The sequence below is a fragment of the Pseudonocardia alaniniphila genome, from assembly GCF_022524485.1.
Lineage (GTDB): Bacteria > Actinomycetota > Actinomycetes > Mycobacteriales > Pseudonocardiaceae > Pseudonocardia > Pseudonocardia alaniniphila.
Genome location: NZ_JAKXMK010000036.1, coordinates 105,885 through 126,820, shown reverse-complemented (window position 1 = coordinate 126,820; position 20,936 = coordinate 105,885). Strand labels below are relative to the sequence as shown.

16 protein-coding genes are annotated in these 20,936 nt (G+C 70.0%); 8 read left to right on the top strand and 8 right to left on the bottom strand.

Features of this window, described 5'->3' with window-relative positions; all coding sequences use genetic code 11:
* The first annotated feature begins 2,515 nt into the window (after positions 1-2,515).
* Positions 2,516-3,460, top strand: coding sequence for a D-alanine--D-alanine ligase family protein (locus MMF94_RS34400; RefSeq protein ID WP_241041622.1), 945 nt, complete (start codon positions 2,516-2,518; stop codon positions 3,458-3,460).
* A 53-nt stretch (positions 3,461-3,513) separates the two neighbouring features.
* Here MMF94_RS34400 and MMF94_RS34395 read toward each other — a convergent pair whose 3' ends face one another.
* From MMF94_RS34395 to rpmH, 8 genes are all read right to left on the bottom strand, one after another.
* Entirely contained in the window at positions 3,514-4,548 is a 1,035-nt protein-coding gene (locus tag MMF94_RS34395) for a ParB/RepB/Spo0J family partition protein (protein ID WP_241041621.1), read from the bottom strand.
* 3 nt (positions 4,549-4,551) lie between these two features.
* Entirely contained in the window at positions 4,552-5,487 is a 936-nt protein-coding gene (locus MMF94_RS34390) for a ParA family protein (protein WP_241041632.1), read from the bottom strand.
* Positions 5,488-5,510: 23 nt separating this feature from the next.
* The gene (gene rsmG / locus MMF94_RS34385) at positions 5,511-6,167 is read right to left on the bottom strand and encodes a 16S rRNA (guanine(527)-N(7))-methyltransferase RsmG (RefSeq protein WP_241041631.1); all 657 of its coding nucleotides are present in this window, start codon (positions 6,165-6,167) and stop codon (positions 5,511-5,513) included.
* 31 nt (positions 6,168-6,198) lie between these two features.
* Positions 6,199-6,717, bottom strand: a complete 519-nt coding sequence (locus tag MMF94_RS34380; RefSeq protein ID WP_241041620.1) for a Jag family protein — start codon at positions 6,715-6,717, stop codon at positions 6,199-6,201.
* Between the two features lie 94 nt (positions 6,718-6,811).
* The gene (yidC, locus tag MMF94_RS34375) at positions 6,812-7,942 is read right to left on the bottom strand and encodes a membrane protein insertase YidC (protein WP_241041619.1); all 1,131 of its coding nucleotides are present in this window, start codon (positions 7,940-7,942) and stop codon (positions 6,812-6,814) included.
* On the bottom strand, positions 7,936-8,223 hold the full coding sequence (gene yidD, locus MMF94_RS34370; protein WP_241041618.1) for a membrane protein insertion efficiency factor YidD: 288 nt from the start codon (positions 8,221-8,223) through the stop codon (positions 7,936-7,938). Before yidD ends, yidC begins: the two co-directional genes overlap by 7 nt.
* The gene (rnpA, locus tag MMF94_RS34365) at positions 8,220-8,576 is read right to left on the bottom strand and encodes a ribonuclease P protein component (protein WP_241041617.1); all 357 of its coding nucleotides are present in this window, start codon (positions 8,574-8,576) and stop codon (positions 8,220-8,222) included. Before rnpA ends, yidD begins: the two co-directional genes overlap by 4 nt.
* A 13-nt stretch (positions 8,577-8,589) precedes the next feature.
* Entirely contained in the window at positions 8,590-8,733 is a 144-nt protein-coding gene (rpmH, locus tag MMF94_RS34360; RefSeq protein WP_241041616.1) for a 50S ribosomal protein L34, read from the bottom strand.
* 451 nt (positions 8,734-9,184) lie between these two features.
* Here rpmH and dnaA point away from each other — a divergent pair, with 451 nt between their 5' ends.
* The 7 genes from dnaA (at position 9,185) to gyrA (ending at position 20,888) form a co-directional block, all read left to right on the top strand.
* Complete coding sequence (gene dnaA, locus MMF94_RS34355) at positions 9,185-10,789, top strand: chromosomal replication initiator protein DnaA (protein ID WP_241041615.1); 1,605 nt, start codon at positions 9,185-9,187, stop codon at positions 10,787-10,789.
* A 1,272-nt stretch (positions 10,790-12,061) separates the two neighbouring features.
* Complete coding sequence (gene dnaN, locus MMF94_RS34350; protein ID WP_241041614.1) at positions 12,062-13,222, top strand: DNA polymerase III subunit beta; 1,161 nt, start codon at positions 12,062-12,064, stop codon at positions 13,220-13,222.
* Positions 13,223-13,272: 50 nt separating this feature from the next.
* Positions 13,273-14,220, top strand: coding sequence for a phosphogluconate dehydrogenase (NAD(+)-dependent, decarboxylating) (gnd, locus tag MMF94_RS34345; protein ID WP_277398880.1), 948 nt, complete (start codon positions 13,273-13,275; stop codon positions 14,218-14,220).
* Entirely contained in the window at positions 14,220-15,356 is a 1,137-nt protein-coding gene (gene recF, locus MMF94_RS34340; protein WP_241041613.1) for a DNA replication/repair protein RecF, read from the top strand. Before gnd ends, recF begins: the two co-directional genes overlap by 1 nt.
* Before the next feature lie 12 nt (positions 15,357-15,368).
* Positions 15,369-16,043: a DciA family protein gene (locus tag MMF94_RS34335; RefSeq protein ID WP_338104391.1), complete on the top strand. Its 675-nt coding sequence runs from the start codon at positions 15,369-15,371 to the stop codon at positions 16,041-16,043.
* A 299-nt stretch (positions 16,044-16,342) separates the two neighbouring features.
* Positions 16,343-18,325 (top strand): DNA topoisomerase (ATP-hydrolyzing) subunit B, encoded by a 1,983-nt coding sequence (gene gyrB / locus MMF94_RS34330; protein WP_241041612.1) that lies wholly within the window; start codon positions 16,343-16,345, stop codon positions 18,323-18,325.
* Positions 18,326-18,374: 49 nt separating this feature from the next.
* Positions 18,375-20,888 carry a DNA gyrase subunit A gene (gyrA, locus tag MMF94_RS34325; protein ID WP_277398879.1) on the top strand — a complete coding sequence of 838 codons (2,514 nt, stop codon included), beginning with the start codon at positions 18,375-18,377 and terminating at the stop codon, positions 20,886-20,888.
* Positions 20,889-20,936 lie beyond the last annotated feature (48 nt).

Below are 20,936 nucleotides of genomic sequence, written 5' to 3'. Positions count from 1 at the left end.
GCGGTGGCCGTCCCACACCCCGACACCACGCCGCTGATCAGCGGCTGAGCCGTACACCACGTCCGCGGACGCAACCCGGCGGCCGGACCGGTTGAGCGGACCTGCGAGCCCGCGAGATCGGGCGCCCGCGTTGAACGCCTCTCCCAGCCACGGTTCGCCACCTGACGCAACCGCTGCCCGGACGGGCCGGGGCGACCCAGTCGACAGCGGTGATGCGGTCACCGTTCGCGCGCGATCCGGCCCTCAAAGCTGCGGGGTGCGTGCGCCCCCTATGGCGGTTCGCCGACGCGGCGGTCCGTCGGGCACGTCGGTTGCCCGCTCGCTCAATCGGCGCACCGCAACGGCTCGACCGTTTGGCCGCCCGCTGGGCAACTCGTCACCGCTCCGTTCCGTCGGACGGTCGCTCACTCGGAGCGCCGACGACGATTCCGCCGCGCGGTGGCTCGCCGGGCTGCACCGCCACACACAGCGCCGAGCATGCCACCAGTCGGCAACCCCATGCCCGCTCAACCCGGCGCCGGCGCGCGAGGTCCCAGCACGGCCGGTCCCGGAAGCGGTCAGCTCGGCGGCTCCCTGCGCTGGCGGCAGACGGATTGGACGGTGCCGTCCGTCGATGGGGTTCGCCCTGGCGGGCGATCCACGGCTCCCTGACATCGCCATCGGCCCGCGAAGTTGACGTCGTTGGCGGACGGCTTGCCCTTGGAGTGCACTGCCAGGATCGCGCGCCGGCCCGCGAGGTCGGGGTGCCCACCGGGATCTGACGGTCGAAACGACCCGGGCGCAGAAGCGGATCCGCCACGGTCGCGATGGACGTCGCTCCACGACCTGCTCCGGCGGGCGGGCCGAGGCGGGCGGGCCGAGAGGGGCGGGCGCGAGCTCCACCTGGCCGGTGGGCGTGGCCGGGGAGCTTCTGCGGCTCCAGGCGCGTCGAGCAGCATCGTCTGCGTCCGCTCGCACGCACAGCGCTCTCCGTGCCGGCTCGTGCCACCAACAGTCGGTCACGCAGGTCGGCTGGTCTCATCATCTTCCCGTCCGGACCGAGATCACCTTCCCCTTCGGCAAGTCGGCGAGCCGCCCTTGTCAGCAAAATGCCGGACGTGGCCGGCTGCCGCTTCGTGCGTTTGTTGTGGTCCTCGCCGAAGCCGGCCGTGCTGCTGGTCGGGTGCCTGCGCGTGGATCCGCACCGACATCCGGACGGTCGTGTCGGGCGCAGGATCGACGTTTCACGTGAACACCGCGCCGCAACCCCCCGGGTTAGGACTGGACAACGTGGGGCGGGCAAGCGGCTCATCCTGCTGTCGGCCGCGACGCCGATCACCCGGGAGCACGTGGCGGCTCCACTGCGGCGGTTCGCCCGTCCCGGAACGGACGGCGGTGCGATCAGCAGCCGGCCGGAGTCGGTGCATCGTGCGGCCGCGAGGATGGCGTGTCTGGAGCGGGTGACTGTCTCGTGGTGCTCCACGCTCGCGTGTCGAACCGACGCCGGAGGGTGGCGCACCCAGTCAGCGGCCTCGGCGCCACCCGCGGTGTTCTGGCACCGCCGCCTTGGGGACACCGGCGCGGAACAGGGCCGGCGCGCGGCCCGGATGCCCGCCCCCATGTTCGGCAAGACGCCGTGCCGGGCGAGCCGCGTGCTCCTGTCATCGGCGGGAGTGTGGCTGATTCACTTCAGGCGCTTCCCATGGTTCTCCCAGATTCTGGCGGCCCGGTGCGCAGACTCAGCCGCCCACGCCACGCGTACGGCGGAGCGCTAGGAATAGGTGGTCGTCTGTGCGCCAGCCGTCCTCGCACTGGAGCCACGCCGTTTCACGTGAAACACGATCCCCGGTCAGCCGCCAGCTCTGGGGGTGGCCGGGCGCATGCCAGTGGCTGATCAGCTCCGCTCGGTCCGGCAGGCGCCGCGGCGGTATTCGCCAGAGCAGCGTGCCCCGTCGAGAGCGCACCGCCTCTGCCCGGCACGCGGCTCGACCGAGTGCGCCGGAGTGCGCGGCAGCTGCGCCAGCGCCGTCACGCCCCCCGCTGTCCGGGCGCGTGAATCGACGGCCCGAGACCGGAGCCGCTAGCTCCCGCCGCCATGCCGACAAAGCGCCGGTCGGGGTAGGGCCTTCCGCGCGGGGGGTGATTCCAGGCGGCCGGGGCACGCGCCACCGTCGCGAGGCAAGGGAAGCGCGCGGCTGCCATTTCCCGCCGGGGGTTCGTATCGGCCTCTCCGCTTTGTGCACCGCCTGCGCGGGTCGCGTGCGCTCGCGCACCACCGACCAGCCCGCTCGCACTGCGGGCAAACACGCACGCACCGAACGCCGGTGCGGATCGTGTGTTCGGGGGCGGAATCGGGTGGACGGGAGCGGGCGATCGGAGGCCCGGAGCCGGAGCGCGGTCCCACGGCCGCCGCCGCGCGTGGTGGCGTCCCGACGGCAGCGGGTGCGATCGCTTGTTGAGCCGCGCCGCCGGCCACGCAGGCGAGGGGAGTTGAGCCGGGACGGCGCTTGCGATCGTCGTGCCGCAGAATGCGGCCGTGACCGAACGAACTGTGGCTGTGTTGGCCGGAGGCCTCTCCCACGAGCGCGAGGTGTCTCTGCGTTCCGGGCGGCGGCTCGCCACCGCTCTCTCGGAGGCGGGCGCCTCGGTGCGGGAGTGGGACGTCGACGCGGCGCTCGTCGAGCGACTCCGCTCCGACCCGCCGGACGCCGTCGCGATCGCGTTGCACGGCGGCGAGGGGGAGAACGGTTCGGTCCAGGCCGTGCTCGAGCTTCTGGGGGTTCCGTTCGTCGGCACACCGGCGCAGGCGTGCCGACGTGCCTGGGACAAGCCGACCGCAAAGGCGGAGCTCGCTCGCGCCGGGCTCGATACCCCGGACTGGGTGGCGCTCCCGCACACAACGTTCCGAGCGCTCGGCGCGCAGGCGGTGCTCGATGCGATGGTCGATCGCCTGGGTCTCCCGCTGATGCTCAAGCCGGACCAGGGGGGCTCCGCGCTCGGCTCGCAGGTGGTGAAGGAGCGGGCGGAGCTTCCCGCCGCGATGGTCAGCTGCCTCGCGTACGCCGACACCGTGCTGGCCGAGCACTTCGTCGCCGGCACCGAGGTGGCCGTGACCGTCGTTCACGACGGCAAGGAGCCGCGCGCCCTGCCGCCGGTCGAGGTCGATGCGGGCGGCGTCTACGACTACACGGCGCGGTACACGCCGGGTGCCGCGACGTTCCATTGCCCGGCACGGCTCGATGACATGACGCTCGCGGCCCTGGCGGAGACCGCCCTTGCCGCGCACCAACTCCTGGGGCTGCGGGACGTCTCCCGGATGGATGCCGTGGTCGACGGCGACGGGCGGGTGCAGATCCTCGAGGTGAACGTGTCGCCCGGCTTGACCGAGACCTCGCTGCTGCCTACCGCGGTACGGGCGGCGGGGATGAAGCTCGGCGACCTCTACTCCGCTCTGATCGAGCGGGCGGTGGCGCGACGCTGAGGCGTTCACATGAAGCGCAGCCGTCGTGTTTCACGTGAAACACGACGGCAGGCTCACTCCTCGGTGGGGCGGTCCATGAGCTTGGCGATGCGCTCCAGGTCCTCCACGGACCCGAACTCCACGACGATCCGCCCCTTGCGCTGACCCAGCTCGACCTTCACGCGGGTGTCGAACGTGTCGGACAGACGATCCGCGAGGTCCTGGATTCCAGGCGCCTGCATCGTCTTGCGGCGCACCGACTTGGCGGACGCGGGAGCCTCCCGCCGCAGGAGCACGACGGCTTCCTCCGTGGCGCGGACGGACATGCCCTCGGCCACGATCCGCGCTGCGAGCTCCTCCTGCCGCTCCACTTCGTCCAGCCCGAGCAGCGCGCGAGCGTGGCCGGCGGAGAGAACTCCTGCCGCGACGCGGCGCTGCACCGACACCGGCAGCTTCAGGAGTCGGATCGTGTTGGTGACGACCGGACGGCTACGACCCAACCGGTCGGCGAGCTCGGTGTGCGTGACGCCGAACTCCGCGAGCAGCTGCTCGTAGGCAGCCGCCTCGTCGAGCGGGTTGAGCTGCACCCGGTGGATGTTCTCGAGCAGCGCGTCGCGCAGCATCGCGTCGTCGCTCGTACGCCGGACGATCGCCGGCAGGCGAACGAGACCGGCTCGCTGCGCGGCGCGCCACCGGCGCTCGCCCATGACGAGCTCGTACGAACCGGGCGACGCTTCGCGAACCACGATCGGCTGCAGGAGCCCGAACTCACGGATCGAGTGCTCCAGCTCGGCAAGACTCTCGTCGTCGAACTGGGTGCGCGGCTGCTGCGGGTTGGGCCGAATAGCCGCCAGGTCGATCTCGCGATAAACGGCCCCGGCGACGGCGGTGGGCGCCGGTACGGATGAAAGCTCGACCGAGTGGGTCGGACGCGGCGTGGATGACGAGCCTGCCGAGGGGGCGGGTGCGGCGGTGAGGACTGCCGTGGGTGCCGACGCCACCGGGGCGCCACCAGGCGGTGCGGTGGGAATGAGAGCCGCCAGGCCACGCCCCAGCCCGCCCTTGCGCTGGGTTGCCACCCGCTCCGCTGGACCTGCCCGCTCGCTCATCCTTTACCGCCCGTCTTGGTCGATGGGTACGTCCATGCGCGCTCCGCGCTCGGCAATCTCACGGGCCGCGTCGACGTAGCTCATCGCTCCACGCGAGCCTGGGTCGTAGGCGAGCACGGTCTGGCTGTACCCGGGTGCCTCGGAGACCTTGACACTGCGGGGAATAACTGTACGCAGCACGGTGGGGCCGAAGTGGCCGCGCACCTCGTTGGTGACCTGGTCGGCCAGCTTAGTGCGCCCGTCGTACATCGTCAGCAGAATCGTCGAAACGTGCAGTGCCGTGTTGAGGTGCGACCGGACGAGGTCGATGTTGCTCAGCAGCTGGCCGAGACCCTCGAGCGCGTAGTACTCGCACTGGATGGGGATCAGCACTTCGCTGGCGGCCACCAGCGCGTTGACGGTGAGGAGCCCGAGCGAGGGCGGACAGTCGACGAAGACGTAGTCCACCCCGAGCTCGGCGAGCGATCCGTCGTACAGCGCCTGCTTCAGCCGGTTCTCCCTCGCCACCATGCTGACGAGCTCGATCTCGGCACCGGCAAGGTCGATGGTGGCCGGAACACACAGGAGGTCGGGCGAGGCAGTGCTCCGCACCGCCGCATCGGCGAGACGGATCTCGCCGAGCAGTGCCTCGTACACCGACGGCGTGCCCAGCCGATGCTCGACGCCGAGGGCCGTGCTGGCATTGCCCTGTGGGTCGAGGTCGATCACCATCGCGCGAACACCATGCATCGCAAGTGCCGCCGCAATGTTGACCGTGCTCGTGGTCTTGCCGACCCCACCCTTCTGGTTGGCCACGGTCAGGACGCGCCGGTGCGTCGGCCGCGGCATGCGGTGTCGGTCGGGATGGAGTACCCGAGCCGCTCGCTCCGCCTCCTCCGCGATGGGAGTCCATCCCGGTGTTTCACGTGAAACGTTGTGGAGCATCTCGCGCTGGGACATCTCGTGCTGGGACACCTTGAACGTCACGCCTGCCCTCTCCTACGCCGCGAGCGCTCGGGGCTGCCGGCTCCCCGTACCCGCTCCACGACGACCACCGTGCTCGGGGGATCGATGACTCCGACCCCGGCCCGCTCGATTCGTGGGATCCCGCCGCCGAGCTTGCGGACTGCCGCCGCATCCCGCTCGACCTCGGCCGGGGCGCTATCGCCCTTCATGGCGAGCATCAACCCGCCCGGCCGCAGCAAGGGGAGACTCCAACCAGCGAGCCGTGCCAGGGGCGCAACGGCGCGAGCGGTCACCACGTCGGCTCCCTCCCATCGCCGCCGGACCACAGTCTCCTCGGCCCGACCGCGTTCAACCGCTATCGACAGGCCGAGATCCGCGATGACCTCGTGGAGCCACTCGACACGACGCGCGAGGGGTTCAATGAGGACGATGCGGAGATCCGGCCGGGCCAGCGCCAACGGTATCCCGGGAAGCCCCGCTCCCGAACCCACATCCACAAGACGCGCGCCATTCGGCACAAGTTCCGCGACGAGGGCGCAGTTCAGGACGTGCCGATCCCAGACGCGCGGAGCCTCCCTCGGCCCGATCAGACCACGCTCCACACCGGACGTGACGAGGTGCTCGGCGAACCGCTGAGCGAGGGGCAAGCGATCGCCGAAAACAGAACCGGCCACCCCCTCGCTCGAGACGGGGGTGGCCGGAACGTCAGGCACCGCGGAAGACGACGACCTGCCGCCGCGGCTCCTCGCCCTCGCTCTCGCTGGACACGCCCTTGACGCGAGCGACGGCGTCGTGAACGACCTTGCGCTCGAAGGGGGTCATCGGGCGCAGCCGTACGGACTCCCCGGACGCAAGAACGTCCTTCGCTGTGCGGGTGCCGAGCTTGGTGAGCTCCTCGCGCCGCGCCTCTCGCCAGCCGGCGATGTCGAGCATCAACCGGCTGCGGTTTCCGGACGTCTGCTGTACAGCGAGCCGGGTGAGTTCCTGCAGTGCCTCGAGCACCGCGCCACGCTCGCCCACCAGCTTGTCCAGGTCGTCGCCACCGTCGATGCTCACGATCGCCCGGCCGGCCTCGACGTCGAGGTCGATGTCCCCGTCGTAGTCCAGCACGTCGAGCAACCGCTCGAGGTAGTCACCAGCGATATCGCCCTCGCGTACCAGCTGGTCCTCGGCGCTGCTCGCAGCGACGCTCTCGGTGGCCCCGTCCTGCGCAGTCTTCGGCACGATGCGTCTCCTCTCCCAAACGGTTGCGATGACACCGGGGCACCCCGGCACACCGCTGCGGTCGCCGGCGAGGGCGACCGCGGATGGCTCGTCGTCAGCGGCGCTTACGCGGGCGCCGCGCGGGCGGCCGAGAGCCACCACCGCTGCGCGCGCTTCTCGCGGAGTCGCCTGCTGTGCTGTTCGTGCTCTTGGTGGCGCCGTTGGCGGAGGACTCCCCGGCGGCAGCCGGCGTGGCGGAACCGTTGGCCGTGCCATTCGCGGTGCCGTTCGCAGCGCCGTTCGTGGAGGACGTACCCGGCTTGCGAGCAACCGGCTTCGCACCGGGCCGCTTCGACGGCTGATCCTCGGACTGAGTCTCGGGCCGCACCGGCTTCTGGCCGGGGCGCGGTGCCAGCGACTGGCGGTTGGCGACCGCCTGCTCGCGCTTCGTGCTCTCCTCGGCGTCGATGCGCCGGTACACCACGTACTGCTGGCCGAGCGTCCACAGGTTGTTGGATACCCAGTAGAGGAGCACCGCGAGCGGCAGGAACGGCGCACCGACCACGACGCCGATCGGGAAGACGTACAGCATCAGCTTGTTCATGATCGCGGTCTGCGGGTTCTCACCCTGCGCCGCGGTCTGGCGGGCCACCGAGTGCCGTGCCGTGATGTGGGTGAAGATGCCCGCCATGATCATCAGCGGGATCATCACGTACAGCTGATGCGCCACCGTGGTGCCGAGGACCTCGAGCGGTGGCTTCGGGTTGACGATCCAGGCGCCCAGCTTGGCGCCGAAGAAGCTCGCGTCGTTGAACGACTGCACGCCCTGGGCGTCGAAGAAGTAGTTCTCGGTACGCGGAGCGCCGTTGGGCAGGACCGGACCGAACTCGCGCAGCACGTGGAACAGGCCGATGAAGACCGGCACCTGCACGAGCACGGGGAGGCAGCCGGCCACGGGGTTGACGCCGTGCTCCTTCTGGAGCTTCTGCATCTCCTCGGCCTGCTTCTGCCGGTCGTTCGCATATTTCTTGCGGAGCTTCGCGATCTCCGGCTGGAACTCCTGCATCTTGCGCATCGAGCGCACCTGGCCGACGAACGGCTTGTACAGGATCGCGCGCAGGGTGAAGACGAGGAACACCACCGCGAGGGCCCACGCGATGCCGCTGGAGTCACCGAAGATGCTGCCGAACGCCTGATGCCACACCCAGAGGATGAAAGAGACCGGGTAGTAGATGAAGTTCAGCACGGCGCTTGCTCCTCGAGGTGGTTCCGGGCCGAGCGGGAACGGCGCGGTGGCACCGGGTCGATACCGCCAGGGTGCCACGGCGCACACCGCAGCAACCGACGAAGCGTGAGCCACGATCCGCGTAGCACGCCGTGCACCTGCAGCGCCTCGATCGCATAGGCACTGCAGGAGGGGTAGAAGCGGCACGTCGGGGGCAGCGCCGGAGAGATCCAGTGCTGGTAGAAGTGCAACAGGCCGATGAGCGCCCGCGTCACGACGGAGCGGCGCGCGCCGTCAGTCATCGTGGGCTCCCGGAAAGCTTTCGCATTGCACTCCGCAGGCCGGCGTCGAGGTCCTCGGCGAGCTCGGCCGACGAGGCGTCAGCAGCCGGCGGCAGCGCCCTGACGACGAGGAGGGCATCCGACGGGAGCTGCTGGAGCCGGGGCGCGACGAGGTGACGGAGCCTGCGCGTCACCCGGTGCCGGACGACAGCGTTTCCGACTGCTCTGCTCACGACGAACCCCGCCCGCGGCCCACCGTCTCCGGCCCCGCCACAGATGTGGACGACAAGCCGTGACCGTCCGCTGCGCCGGCCCCGCCGAACGACGGAAGCGAACTCGTCCCGGCGAGTTAGCCGGGATCCGGCCGGCAACACCGGGACGGCCGAATCAGGCCGAGAGCCGCTCGCGGCCCTTGCCGCGGCGGGCCGCGATGATGGCTCGGCCGGCGCGGGTACGCATGCGCAACCGGAAGCCGTGGGTACGGGCCCGGCGGCGGTTGTTCGGCTGGAAGGTGCGCTTGCCCTTGCTCACGGTCGGCTCTCCTGGTCGACGGCGCGGCAAAGCCGACCGTCGGTGATCATCGTGCATCGGGTTCGGACTGGTGGTGCGGTGGTGCTGCGACACCCGCACGAACCGACGGCGGTCCTAGGACAGCACGCGGCTCACCTGCGCGGGCGCGGTTGATTCCAGGGTACGCAGCCGCCGCACAGAGGGTCAAACCAGGTCACGCCTCGTCATCCCGATGCAGCCTTGCGCGATCAGGCGGCTTGTGGCAAGTCGCTCTGATTGTTAGCGTGCGCCCTTCACAGTTCGATCCGGGGGGATCGCCGAAACACGGCCACCACCACCTTCGCGGGCCCGCGCGCATTCGTCGCTGCGTGTCCGCGTAGCGTCTTGCTCACAGGTGTGGACAAGCCTGGGGATGATCGATCGATCGGGCGCGAGCACGTCCGGAGCGACGACCGGAGGGGAGCCCGGACCGGTGCCCGACCAGCCAGGAGACCTCGGTCAGGTCTGGAACCGTGTGATCGCCGACCTCTCGGGAGCCTCGTCCGGCTCCGGCATCCACACGCTGTCCCCGCAGCAGCGGGCGTTCTTGCGACTCACCCGGCCATTGGGTCTGATCGACGGCACCGCGCTCCTCGCCGCGCCGAGCGAATTCGCAAAGGACGCGATCGAGCGGATACTGCGCCGTCCCATCAGCGACGCGCTCGGCCGGCACCTCGGGGTCGCGGTGAACCTCGCGGTCGTCGTCGACGCCTCGGCGGCGTCCGGCGGCACGGAGGTGCCGGATCCTCCGGGAGCGATGGTGCGCAGCCCTGCCTCCATCGACGGGCCGCCGACGGATCCGCGGATCAACGAGCAGCCTCGTGACGAGGTCAACGGATCGGACGGGTCGGCGCTGCCGATCACCGGACCGCTCGCGCTTCGCGACCCGAGCACCACACACATCGCGATGCCGAACGGCAGCTCCGGCATCGACGGCCGTGCGCCCGAGGTGTGGCCGACCTATTCGGGGCCCCCCGCGGGCGAGCAGGTCACTCCGCGGTCGCAGACACGGCTGAACGAGAAGTACACCTTCGACACCTTTGTCATCGGTGCGTCCAACCGGTTCAGCCACGCCGCCGCGGTCGCTGTGGCCGAGGCGCCGGCTCGTGCGTACAACCCCCTGTTCATCTGGGGCGACTCCGGACTGGGCAAGACCCACCTGCTGCATGCCGTCGGGCACTACGCCCAGCGGCTGTTCCCCGGCATGCGCGTGCGGTACGTGTCCACCGAGGAGTTCACGAACGACTTCATCAACTCCCTGCGCGACGACCGCAAGGTGGCCTTCCAGCGCCGCTACCGCGACGTCGACGTGCTGCTGGTGGACGACATCCAGTTCCTGGAGGGCAAGGAAGGCACCCAGGAGGAGTTCTTCCACACCTTCAATACGTTGCACAACGCGAACAAGCAGATCGTCGTGTCCTCGGACCGGCCGCCCAAGCGGCTGGAGACGCTCGAGGACCGGATGCGCACGCGGTTCGAGTGGGGACTGATCACCGACATCCAGCCGCCCGAGCTCGAGACGCGCATCGCCATCCTCAGGAAGAAGGCCGCGCAGGACCGGCTCGCGGTACCCGGGGACGTCCTGGAGTTCATCGCCGAGCGCATCGAGCGCAACATCCGCGAGCTCGAGGGCGCGCTCATCCGGGTCACGGCGTTCGCGTCGCTCAACCGGCAACCGGTCGACACGCAGCTGGCCGAGATCGTGCTGCGCGACCTGATCCCCGACTCGGCCGCGTCCGAGATCACGGCGCCGACGATCATGGCGGTCACCGCCGAGTTCTTCGGTGTCTCCATGGACGAGCTGTGCGGGCCGGGGAAGACGAAGGCGCTCGCCCAGTCCCGTCAGATCGCCATGTATCTGTGTCGTGAGCTGACCGACCTCTCGCTGCCGCGCATCGGCCAGACGTTCGGCGGCCGCGACCACACCACTGTCATGCACGCGGACAAGAAGATCCGCAACGAGATCGCGCAGCGGCGCAAGACCTTCGAACAGGTTCAGGAGCTGACGGCGCGGATCAAGCAGCGCGCCCGGCAGTGAGCGCTGCCTGCACCCGCGGGCGGCGTGCGAAGCGGTAGGACTTCGCTCCCACACCGGACAAGGGACGATTCGCGCTGCGGGCCGCTCCCTGCCAGGGGGATGGCGCCGGTTCGCCCAGGGTCGTTGCGTCCAGCGCCGGCGGCCCATGGGCATACATCAGGGGTGACGGCTCCGTGGGGGCGAGTGAGCGGCTGAGGCCGCGACGGCGCCGGCCCGCGGCAGAGAAGTACGTACCGCGATCGCAAGCGCTGCCGCCGGCACAGGACGCCGAGAGAGAACTGCTGCCGGCGTCGCCGCTGTGACCGACCGCGACCACGACCGCAGGCTCGAAACGAACCGAGGGCCCGGCGCGATTCATCGTCATGAGGTGCCGCCTGCCGACGATGGATGCCTCTCCGTCGACTTCGTCGGCCGTCTCGGGGGTGCACTCCCGGCGGTGCGGCCGCGTTCTTTCCCGCCACTGGTCGTGCCCAGCGGCCCCTCGGCAGGTGATGAAGGTGCACGCTGCAGGGCGCCGGCGGGTGCGGAGAGTCGTAGTGGCTGTGGATGCGCGCCGGGATTCGGGCCTCGCGGCGCGACCGTCGTCCGCTCATCCACAGCCGTTCGGCGCGCGACGGCGGTCGGTCAGCGTTCGGCCTGATGACGCGCCGTGTTCAAACTGGCCAAAACCGTGACAGAGAGTTCTCAGTCTTGTGTCGTGAGGGAACTCTGTGAGTTCCGGCCACCCACGCGAGCCGTGTTCTCGCAGGAAAAGCGGTCGCACTGCGTCCCCACCCGACCACTCTTCACCCACATCTGGGGATAACTCTGTGGATGGTCAGTTCAGCGGCCGTGGACGGATCGACCCGCAACGGTGGACAACCGGTGTTCATCTCGGGGACAGCTGGGGTTCGTCAACCGCCATCCACCGGACAGTCACAGCGTCCACCGCTGGCCCCTCAGGTTGATCCACATCCCGCCACACCGTCTGACCTGCGATAACAGCGTCCATCCACACTATGCACAGGCCCTAGTACTACTGCTGTGCATCTCTCCATGAAGAACTTCAAAAAGAACAACGGCGTGGATGGAGCCGAGCCCGGCCCGGATCGGGTGCCGCCTGGCCGGGATGACACCCGCCGTCCGGAGGCTCTACGGTTGTCTTCCGGCTCAGACCGTTCCGGGCTGAACCAGATCGGTGCCCGGCGTCCGACCCGGCATGACCCCCTCGGCTCCCCAGCCGTCGGGTCCACGTGAGCTCGTCCCCACACCGCCAGTGCGAGAGGTCCCCTCATGAAGTTCCGGGTCGAACGCGACGTCCTGGCCGATGCTGCCGCCTGGGTGGCTCGCAGCCTTCCGGCGCGGCCACCGGTCCCGGTGCTGGGTGGTGTCCTGGTCGAGGCGTCCGGTGGCGCCGACGGTGAGCGGCTGACTGTCTCCGGGTTCGACTACGAGACGTCGGCTCGCGTCGAGCTGGACGCGACGATCGGTGATCCCGGCCGACTGCTCGTTTCCGGGCGGCTCCTGGCCGACATCACGCGTGCGCTGCCGTCCAAGCCGGTCGATCTGGTGGTCGACGGGGCGCGCGCCACGATCACGTGCGGAAACAGCAGGTTCAGCCTGCCGACGATGCCGGTCGAGGACTATCCGCAGCTGCCGGCCATGCCGCAGCTCGCGGGGAGCGTGGCGGCGGGCGAGCTCGCCGAGGCCGTCGCTCAGGTCGCGGTCGCGGCCGGCCGCGACGACACGCTCCCGATGCTCACCGGCATCCGGCTGGAGATCGAGGGTTCCCGGCTCACGCTCGCCGCCACCGACCGGTTCCGGCTCGCCGTCCGCGAGCTGGACTGGACACCGGAGGATGACGCGCAGTCCAGCGCCGTGCTGATCCCGGCACGCACGCTCGCGGAGGTCGCCAAGACGCTCGCCGGCGCGGGCACGGTCGAGCTGGCGCTGTCGGCGGGTGACGGGATGCTCGGCATCACCGGTGCCGGCCGGCGCGCCACCACCCGGTTGCTCGACGCGGAGTTCCCGCGGTTCCGCCAGCTGATCCCGGCCGAGCACACGAGCGCCGCCGTCATCGAGGTGGCGTCCCTGGTCGAGGCGATCAAGCGCGTGGCACTCGTCACCGACCGCGTGGCCCAGGTCCGGATGGAGTTCGGTGAGGACGGACTGCGTCTCGCCGCAGGCGGCGACGACGTGGGGAGCGCCGAGGAAGAGCTGCCCTGCGAGCTCGACGGGGCTCCGCTCACGATCGCGTTCAACCCCGGCTATCTGCTCGACTCGCTCGGCGCCCTGCACACGCCCCGCGCCCAGTTGACGTTCACCACTCCGAACCGACCCGCGCTGGTCCGCCCTGTCCCTGCCCCGCCTGCGGAGGACAATGCGGGGCAGGAGACTGCAGAGCCCCTGCCCGGCTACCTGCACCTCCTGATGCCCGTCCGCCTCCCCGGCTGACCGGTCCGAGCGCGGGCGAGCTCCCCGACACCGACACCAGGAGTGGAACCGTGCAACTCGGATTGATCGGTCTGGGCCGGATGGGTGGCAACATGCGCGACCGGCTTCGGGCCTCCGGCCACGAGGTCGTCGGGTACGACCCCCGGCCGGACGTCAGCGACGTCGAATCGCTCGCCGCGCTGGTCAAGACGCTGCAAGCCCCCCGCGTGGTGTGGGTGATGGTCCCCTCCGGCGAACCGACGCGGAGCACGGTGCGCGCACTCGCCGAGGTTCTCGAACCAGGCGACCTGGTGATCGACGGCGGCAACTCCCGCTACACCGACGACGGGCCGAACGCCGATCTGCTCGGCGCCGAGCAGATCGGCTACCTCGACGTCGGGGTGTCCGGCGGCATCTGGGGCAAGGCCAACGGCTACGGGCTGATGGCAGGTGGATCGGCGGAGGACGTCGAGCGTGCGATGCCGATCTTCGACGCGCTGCGGCCGGAGGGGCCACGCGAGGAGGGCTTCGTGCATGCCGGTCCCGTCGGGGCCGGGCACTTCTCGAAGATGGTGCACAACGGCATCGAGTACGGCCTGATGCAGGCCTACGCCGAGGGTTTCGAACTGCTGTCGGCCGCCGAGCTGGTCACGAACGTGCCGGGAGTGTTGCAGGCGTGGTCGCGCGGCACGGTCGTGCGCTCGTGGCTGCTCGACCTGCTGGTCAACGCGCTCAAGGACGATCCCACCCTCGCTGAGCTCGACGACTACGTCGAGGACTCGGGTGAAGGTCGCTGGACGATCGAGGAGGCGATCCGGCACGCGGTACCGCTTCCCGTCATCTCCGCGGCGCTGTTCGCCCGGTTCGCCTCACGCCAGGAGGTCTCTCCCGCCCTCAAGGCCGTCGCCGCGCTGCGCCATCAGTTCGGTGGGCACGCGGTGAAGTCGGCCGCCGGGCCGTCCGGCACACCCGGCGAGCACGCGGGTCCGAGCTCGGGCCCGGGCTCGACCCAGAGCTGATGCACCTGCGGCGACTTGCCGTCGCCGACTTCCGGTCGTGGGAGACGGCCGAGCTCGAGCTGGAGCCCGGCGTCACGGTGCTCGTCGGCCCCAACGGGGTGGGCAAGACGAACCTCGTCGAGGCCGCCGGGTATCTGGCCACCCTCGGTTCGCACCGTGTCGCCACCGATGCGCCGTTGATCCGCCGCGGCGCGGACCGTGCCGTGGTGCGTGGGTTGGTGGTGCACCACGGCCGCGAGCTGAGCGTCGAGCTGGAGATCACGGCAGGTAAGGCCAACCGCGCGCGGGTGAACCGGGCGCCGGTGCCCCGGCCGCGTGACGTGCTGGGGATCCTGCGCACCGTGCTGTTCGCACCGGAGGACCTTGCACTGGTGCGCGGCGATCCCGGGGAGCGCAGGCGTTTCCTCGACGACCTACTCGTGTCGCGGTATCCGAGGTACGCCGCCGTGCGTGGCGACTACGACCGGGTGCTGCGCCAACGGTCGGCGCTGCTCAAGACCGCGCGCAACGGGCGGGCCGACCTCAGCACGCTCGACGTGTGGGACGGACACCTCGCCCGGAACGGGTCGGTGTTGCTGGCCGGCCGGCTGGAACTGGTGGCCGCGATCGCTCCCCTCGCCGTCGAGGCGTTCGCCGACGTCGCCCCGACATCGGATCCGATCGACCTGGTGTACCGCTCCAGCCTCGACGGGGACCTGCCAGGCTCGGCCGCCGAGCTCGAGGTCCGGCTCCTCGACGCGCTGGCCGCGGTGCGCCGTCAGGAGGTGGAGCGCGGCGTCTGCCTGGTCGGTCCCCATCGCGACGACCTGGAGTTACGCCTGGGCGACGGGCCTGCGAAGGGGTACGCCAGCCACGGGGAGTCGTGGGCGATCGCGCTCGCCCTGCGGCTCGCCTCCTACCGGCTGCTCCGCGACGACGACGTCGAGCCGGTCCTCGTGCTCGACGACGTGTTCGCCGAGCTGGACTCGCGCCGCCGCACCGCGCTCGCCGATGTGGCGCTCCGGGCCGAGCAGGTGCTCATCACGGCGGCCGTTCCGGAAGACGTTCCTGCCGGTCTGTCGGGCGTTCGCTTTGCGGTGGGCGGCGGTACTGTCGATCGCCTTCCGCAAGAGGCCACGTCAGCGCCGTCCGTGTGATCTCCAACACCTGTGAACAAGGTTGTGGATACTGTGGATAACTCTGCCCTCACTGGTGATGACGAGCGGAAACGACCGCCCGGCGTGCATCAGGAACCGCCCGTCGCACCCCCTTCGAGGTCAGTTGTCCCCAGCCTTGGGGATGAATCGGGGGGAACCGTTGGGCGCTCGGGAGAGGCGGGGCATGGTGCCGACATCGCCCGCGAGGCCCTCCGTGCCGCGCGTGCAGCGTCGGCGGAACGGGCGGCGCAGCGCGCGACGGAGCGGCAGGGGCGCAAACCGGTCGCGTCCCGGGGCAGGCGCAGGCGCTGGTCGGGCCCCGGCCCCGACGACCGCGACCCGCAGCCGTTCGGCCGGCTGGTGTCCCGGGTGGCGCTGGACCGTGGGTGGTCGCCCCGGCTCACGGATGCCACCGTCCTCGGTCGCTGGCCGCACCTCGTGGGCGCGGAGATAGCCGACCACTGCACGCCGTTGTCGCTGCGCGACGGTGAGTTGGTGCTCCAGGCGGAGTCAACGGCGTGGGCCACTCAGCTGCGCACGTTGCAACGCCAGCTCCTGGTCCGTCTCGCGGGCGCGGTGGGCAAGGACGTCGTCCGCCGGATCCGCGTCGTGGCGCCGTCGGGGCCGAGCTGGCGACACGGTCCCCGGCACGTGCGCGGACGCGGACCGCGCGACACCTACGGCTGACCAGGGCGCGAGGCGCATCGGAGGCGCCCGAGCGGCAGGCGGCCGCTCAGCGCCACGTGACTGCGCCGGAGCCCGTTCGTAACCCCCGGGCCGCGCTCTTGACCCGTCGAAGTCCACGATCGGCTGTCTGAGACGATTTGAGGGGTCTCCTAGGCGCGTTTCTGTAGTGGCGCACCGGTATGATGGGAGACGTGTTCCGGGCGCTCCCCGATCGCCCGGTCGAAAGGCCCCGACGCCGGACGGCGCTTCCCCGCGCGTTCTCGGTGGACGGGCCCTCGTGGCGAGGAGACAGGCAGCCCGTGCCGGAGAAGAAGAACAACGCCTACAGCGCGTCATCCATCACTGTGCTCGAGGGGCTGGAGGCGGTTCGCAAGCGCCCCGGCATGTACATCGGGTCCACGGGCGAACGCGGTCTGCACCACCTGATCTGGGAGGTTGTGGACAACGCCGTCGACGAGGCGATGGCCGGCTACGCCACGCGCGTCGAGGTCACGCTGCAGGATGACGGCGGCGTGCGCGTCGTCGACGACGGGCGTGGCATCCCGGTCGGCATCCACCCGGTGGAGAAGCGGCCCGCCGTCGAGATGGTCCTCACGATGCTGCACGCCGGCGGCAAGTTCGACGGCGAGTCCTACGCCGTGTCGGGCGGTCTGCACGGCGTCGGTGTCTCCGTGGTCAACGCGCTGTCCGTGGCGCTGGACGTCGAGATCCACACCGACGGGTTCGTGTGGCGCCAGCACTACGCGCGTTCGGTGCCCGGCCCGCTGCGCAAGGGCGAGCCCACGAAACGCACCGGTAGCTCGGTCACGTTCTGGCCGGACGGCGACATCTTCGAGACGCTCACGTTCAACATCGAGACGATCCGCCGCCGCCTGCAGGAGATGGCCTTCCTCAACAAGGGCCTCACGATCGTCCTGCGGGACGAGCGCAACGGCGACAACGGCGAGGCGGAGGAGCCCGACGCCGAGGGCTACGTGGCGAAGGTCAAGGAGTACACCTTCTGCTACCCGAACGGGCTCGAGGACTTCGTCGCCCACCTGAACAAGTCGAAGGACCCGATCCACAAGAGGCTCGTGGCCTACACCGCCGAGGGTGAGGGCCACGCCGTCGAGGTGGCGATGCAGTGGAACTCCGGCTACACGGAGTCGGTCTACACATTCGCTAACACGATCAACACCCACGAGGGCGGCACCCACGAGGAGGGCTTCCGCTCGGCGCTCACCACCACGGTCAACCGGTACGCGCGCGACAAGAAGCTGCTCAAGGAGAAGGACGCGGCCCTGTCCGGCGACGACATCCGTGAGGGTCTCGCGGCGATCGTGTCGGTGAAGGTCAAGGAGCCCCAGTTCGAGGGGCAGACCAAGACGAAGCTGGGCAACACCGAGGTCAAGTCGTTCGTGCAGCGGGTCAGCAACGAGTGGCTGGCCGACTGGTTCGAGCGCAACCCCACCGAGGCCAAGTTGATCGTCAACAAGGCGGTTCAGTCGGCGCAGGCGCGGGCTGCGGCGCGCAAGGCCAGGGAGCTGGTGCGACGCAAGAGCGCCGGCGACATCGGCGGCCTGCCGGGCAAGCTGGCCGACTGCCGGTCCACAGACCCGTCGAAGTCCGAGGTCTACATCGTGGAGGGCGACTCCGCGGGAGGCTCGGCGAAGTCGGGCCGCGACTCGATGTTCCAGGCGATCCTGCCCATCCGCGGCAAGATCATCAACGTCGAGAAGGCGCGCATCGACCGCGTTCTCAAGAACACCGAGGTCCAGGCCATCATCACGGCGCTGGGCACCGGTATCCACGACGAGTTCGACCTGGCCAAGTTGCGCTACCACAAGGTCGTACTGATGGCCGACGCCGACGTCGACGGCCAGCACATCCGCACGCTGCTGCTCACCCTGCTGTTCCGTTTCATGCGACCGCTCGTCGAAGCCGGCCACGTGTACCTGGCAAACCCCCCGCTGTACAAGATCAAGTGGGGCGGCCGGGGGGCGGAGCCCGAGTTCGCCTACACGGACCGCGAGCTCCAAGGCCTCCTCGAGGCGGGCCGGGCGGCGGGCAAGAAGGTGCCGAAGGACGAGGGCATCCAGCGCTACAAGGGACTCGGCGAGATGAACGCCAAGGAGCTGTGGGAGACCACGATGGACCCGACCAACCGGCTGTTGTCGCAGGTCACGCTCGACGACGCCGCTACCGCCGACGAGCTGTTCTCGATCCTCATGGGCGAGGACGTCGAGTCGCGCCGCTCGTTCATCACGCGCAACGCCAAGGACGTGCGCTTCCTGGACGTCTGACAGTCCGGACGTCTGACCCAAACCGCACTGTGATCACGAGAAGGACCACGTGACAGACACCCTCGACCCCACGCTGCCCCCGCCGCCCGGCGGTGGCGACCGCACCGAGCCGGTCGACATCCAGCAGGAGATGCAGCGCTCCTACATCGACTACGCGATGAGCGTGATCGTCGGCCGCGCGCTGCCGCTGGTCGAGGACGGGCTCAAGCCGGTGCACCGGCGTGTTCTGTACTCGATGGGCGAGAACGGTTTCCGCCCCGACCGCAGCTATGTCAAGTGCGCCCGCGTGGTCGGCGAGGTGATGGGGAACTACCACCCGCACGGCGACACGTCGATCTACGACGCGCTCGTGCGGCTCGCCCAGCCCTGGGCGATGCGCTACCCGCTGATCGACGGCCAGGGCAACTTCGGCTCGCGCGGCAACGACCCGGCCGCGGCGATGCGGTACACGGAATGCCGCCTGTCGCCACTCGCCATGGCGATGCTGCAGGACATCGACGAGGAGACCGTCGACTTCGCCGACAACTACGACGGCAAGACGCAGGAGCCCCTCGTCCTGCCGTCGCGAGTGCCCAACCTGCTGATCAACGGCAGTGCCGGCATCGCGGTCGGCATGGCCACCAACGTCCCCCCGCACAACCTGCGCGAGGTCGGCGCGGGGGTCGTGTGGGCGCTGGACAACTGGGAGGCCACCGACGAGGAGCTGCTCGCGGCCCTCATGGAGCGCATCAAGGGCCCGGACTTCCCCACCTCCGGCCTGATCGTCGGGCGCGACGGCATCGAGCAGGCCTACCGCACCGGCCGCGGTTCGGTGCGGATGCGCGCCGTGGTGGAGGTGGAGGAGGACGCCAAGGGGCGCGCCATCCTCGTCGTCACCGAGCTGCCCTACCAGGTGAATCCCGACAACCTCATCGAGTCGATCGCCGCGCAGCACCGCGACGGGAAGCTCGCCGGGATCGCCGAGATCAACGACGAGTCCTCCGACCGCGTGGGCATGCGGATCGTCATCACGCTCAAGCGCGACGCCGTCGCGAAGGTCGTGCTGAACAACCTCTACAAGCACACCCAGCTGCAGTACGGCTTCGGCGTCAACATGCTGGCGATCGTCGACGGGGTGCCGCGCACCCTGCGGCTCGACCAGGTGGTGCGCAACTACGTCCGCCACCAGATCGAGGTCATCGTCCGGCGCACCCGCTACCGCCTCCGCAAGAAGGAGGAGCGGGCCCACATCCTGCGTGGTTACGTCAAGGCGCTCGATGCGCTCGACGAGGTCATCGCCCTGATCCGGGCGTCGGAGACCGTCGAGGTCGCCCGTGACGGCCTGATCCAGCTCCTGGACGTCGACGAGATCCAGGCGCAGGCCATCCTCGACATGCAGCTGCGGCGCCTCGCCGCCCTCGAGCGCCAGAAGATCATCGACGAGCTCGCCGAGATCGAGCGGGAGATCGCCGACCTGCAGGACATCCTGGCCAGGCCCGAGCGGCAGCGGCAGATCGTGCGCGACGAGCTCACCGAGATCGTCGAGAAGCACGGCGACGACCGGCGCACCCGGATCGTCGCCGACGACGGGGACGTCACCAACGAGGACCTCATCGCCGTCGAGGACGTCGTCGTCACGATCACCCAGACCGGCTACGCCAAGCGCACCAAGACCGACCTGTACCGGGCTCAGAAGCGTGGCGGCAAGGGCGTGCAGGGCGCTGCGCTGAAGCAGGACGACATCGTCGCCCACTTCTTCGTGTGCTCCACCCACGACTGGATGCTGTTCTTCACCAACAAGGGACGGGTCTACCGGCTCAAGGCCTACGAGCTGCCCGAAGCCAATCGGAGCGCGCGGGGCCAGCACGTCGCCAACCTGCTCGCGTTCCAGCCCGACGAGCACATCGCCCAGGTCATGCAGATCAGCGACTACCAGGCAGCGCCGTACCTGGTGCTCGCCACCCGCACCGGGCTGGTGAAGAAGTCGCGGCTCACCGACTTCGACTCGCCGCGGTCGGGCGGTCTGATCGGCATCAACCTGCGCGAGGAGGACGAGCTGGTGGGCGCGGTGCTCTGCTCCGCGGAGGACGACCTGCTCCTCGTGTCCGCCGAGGGCCAGTCCATCCGGTTCACGGCGAGCGACGAGGTGCTGCGCCCGATGGGCCGTGCCACGTCCGGCGTGCTCGGGATGCGCTTCAACTCCGGCGACCGGCTGCTCTCGCTCGGCGTCGTCCGCCAGGACACCTTCGTGCTCGTGGCCACGGCAGGCGGGTACGCGAAACGTACGCCCATCGAGGACTATCCCGTTCAGGGTCGCGGGGGTAAGGGTGTTCTCACGCTTCAGTACGACCGCCGCCGTGGCACTCTGGTTGGCGCGCTCATCGTCGGCATCGACGATGAGCTGTACGCGATCACCTCGACCGGAGGGGTGATCCGCACGTCGGCCCGCGAGGTTCGCAAGGCCGGTCGCCAGACGAAGGGGGTGCGCCTGATGAATCTCGGCGAGAGCGCCACCCTGCTGGCGGTCGCGCGCAACGCGGAGGACGACGCGGAGGACGGGCAGCTGAACGGCCCCACCAGCTGACCTGGCGATCCGTCGAGCCGGCACCACCCCACCTGGCCCCGAGGAGAC

What these genes read in the sequence shown, in the direction of transcription:
- MMF94_RS34395 (WP_241041621.1), bottom strand. Translation starts at nt 4,548, where the DNA reads ATGAGCGAGCGGGCAGGTCCAGCGGAGCGGGTGGCAACCCAGCGCAAG.
- yidD (WP_241041618.1), bottom strand. Translation starts at nt 8,223, where the DNA reads ATGACTGACGGCGCGCGCCGCTCCGTCGTGACGCGGGCGCTCATCGGC.
- recF (WP_241041613.1), top strand. Translation starts at nt 14,220, where the DNA reads ATGCACCTGCGGCGACTTGCCGTCGCCGACTTCCGGTCGTGGGAGACG.
- dnaN (WP_241041614.1), top strand. Translation starts at nt 12,062, where the DNA reads ATGAAGTTCCGGGTCGAACGCGACGTCCTGGCCGATGCTGCCGCCTGG.
- MMF94_RS34390 (WP_241041632.1), bottom strand. Translation starts at nt 5,487, where the DNA reads ATGTCCCAGCGCGAGATGCTCCACAACGTTTCACGTGAAACACCGGGA.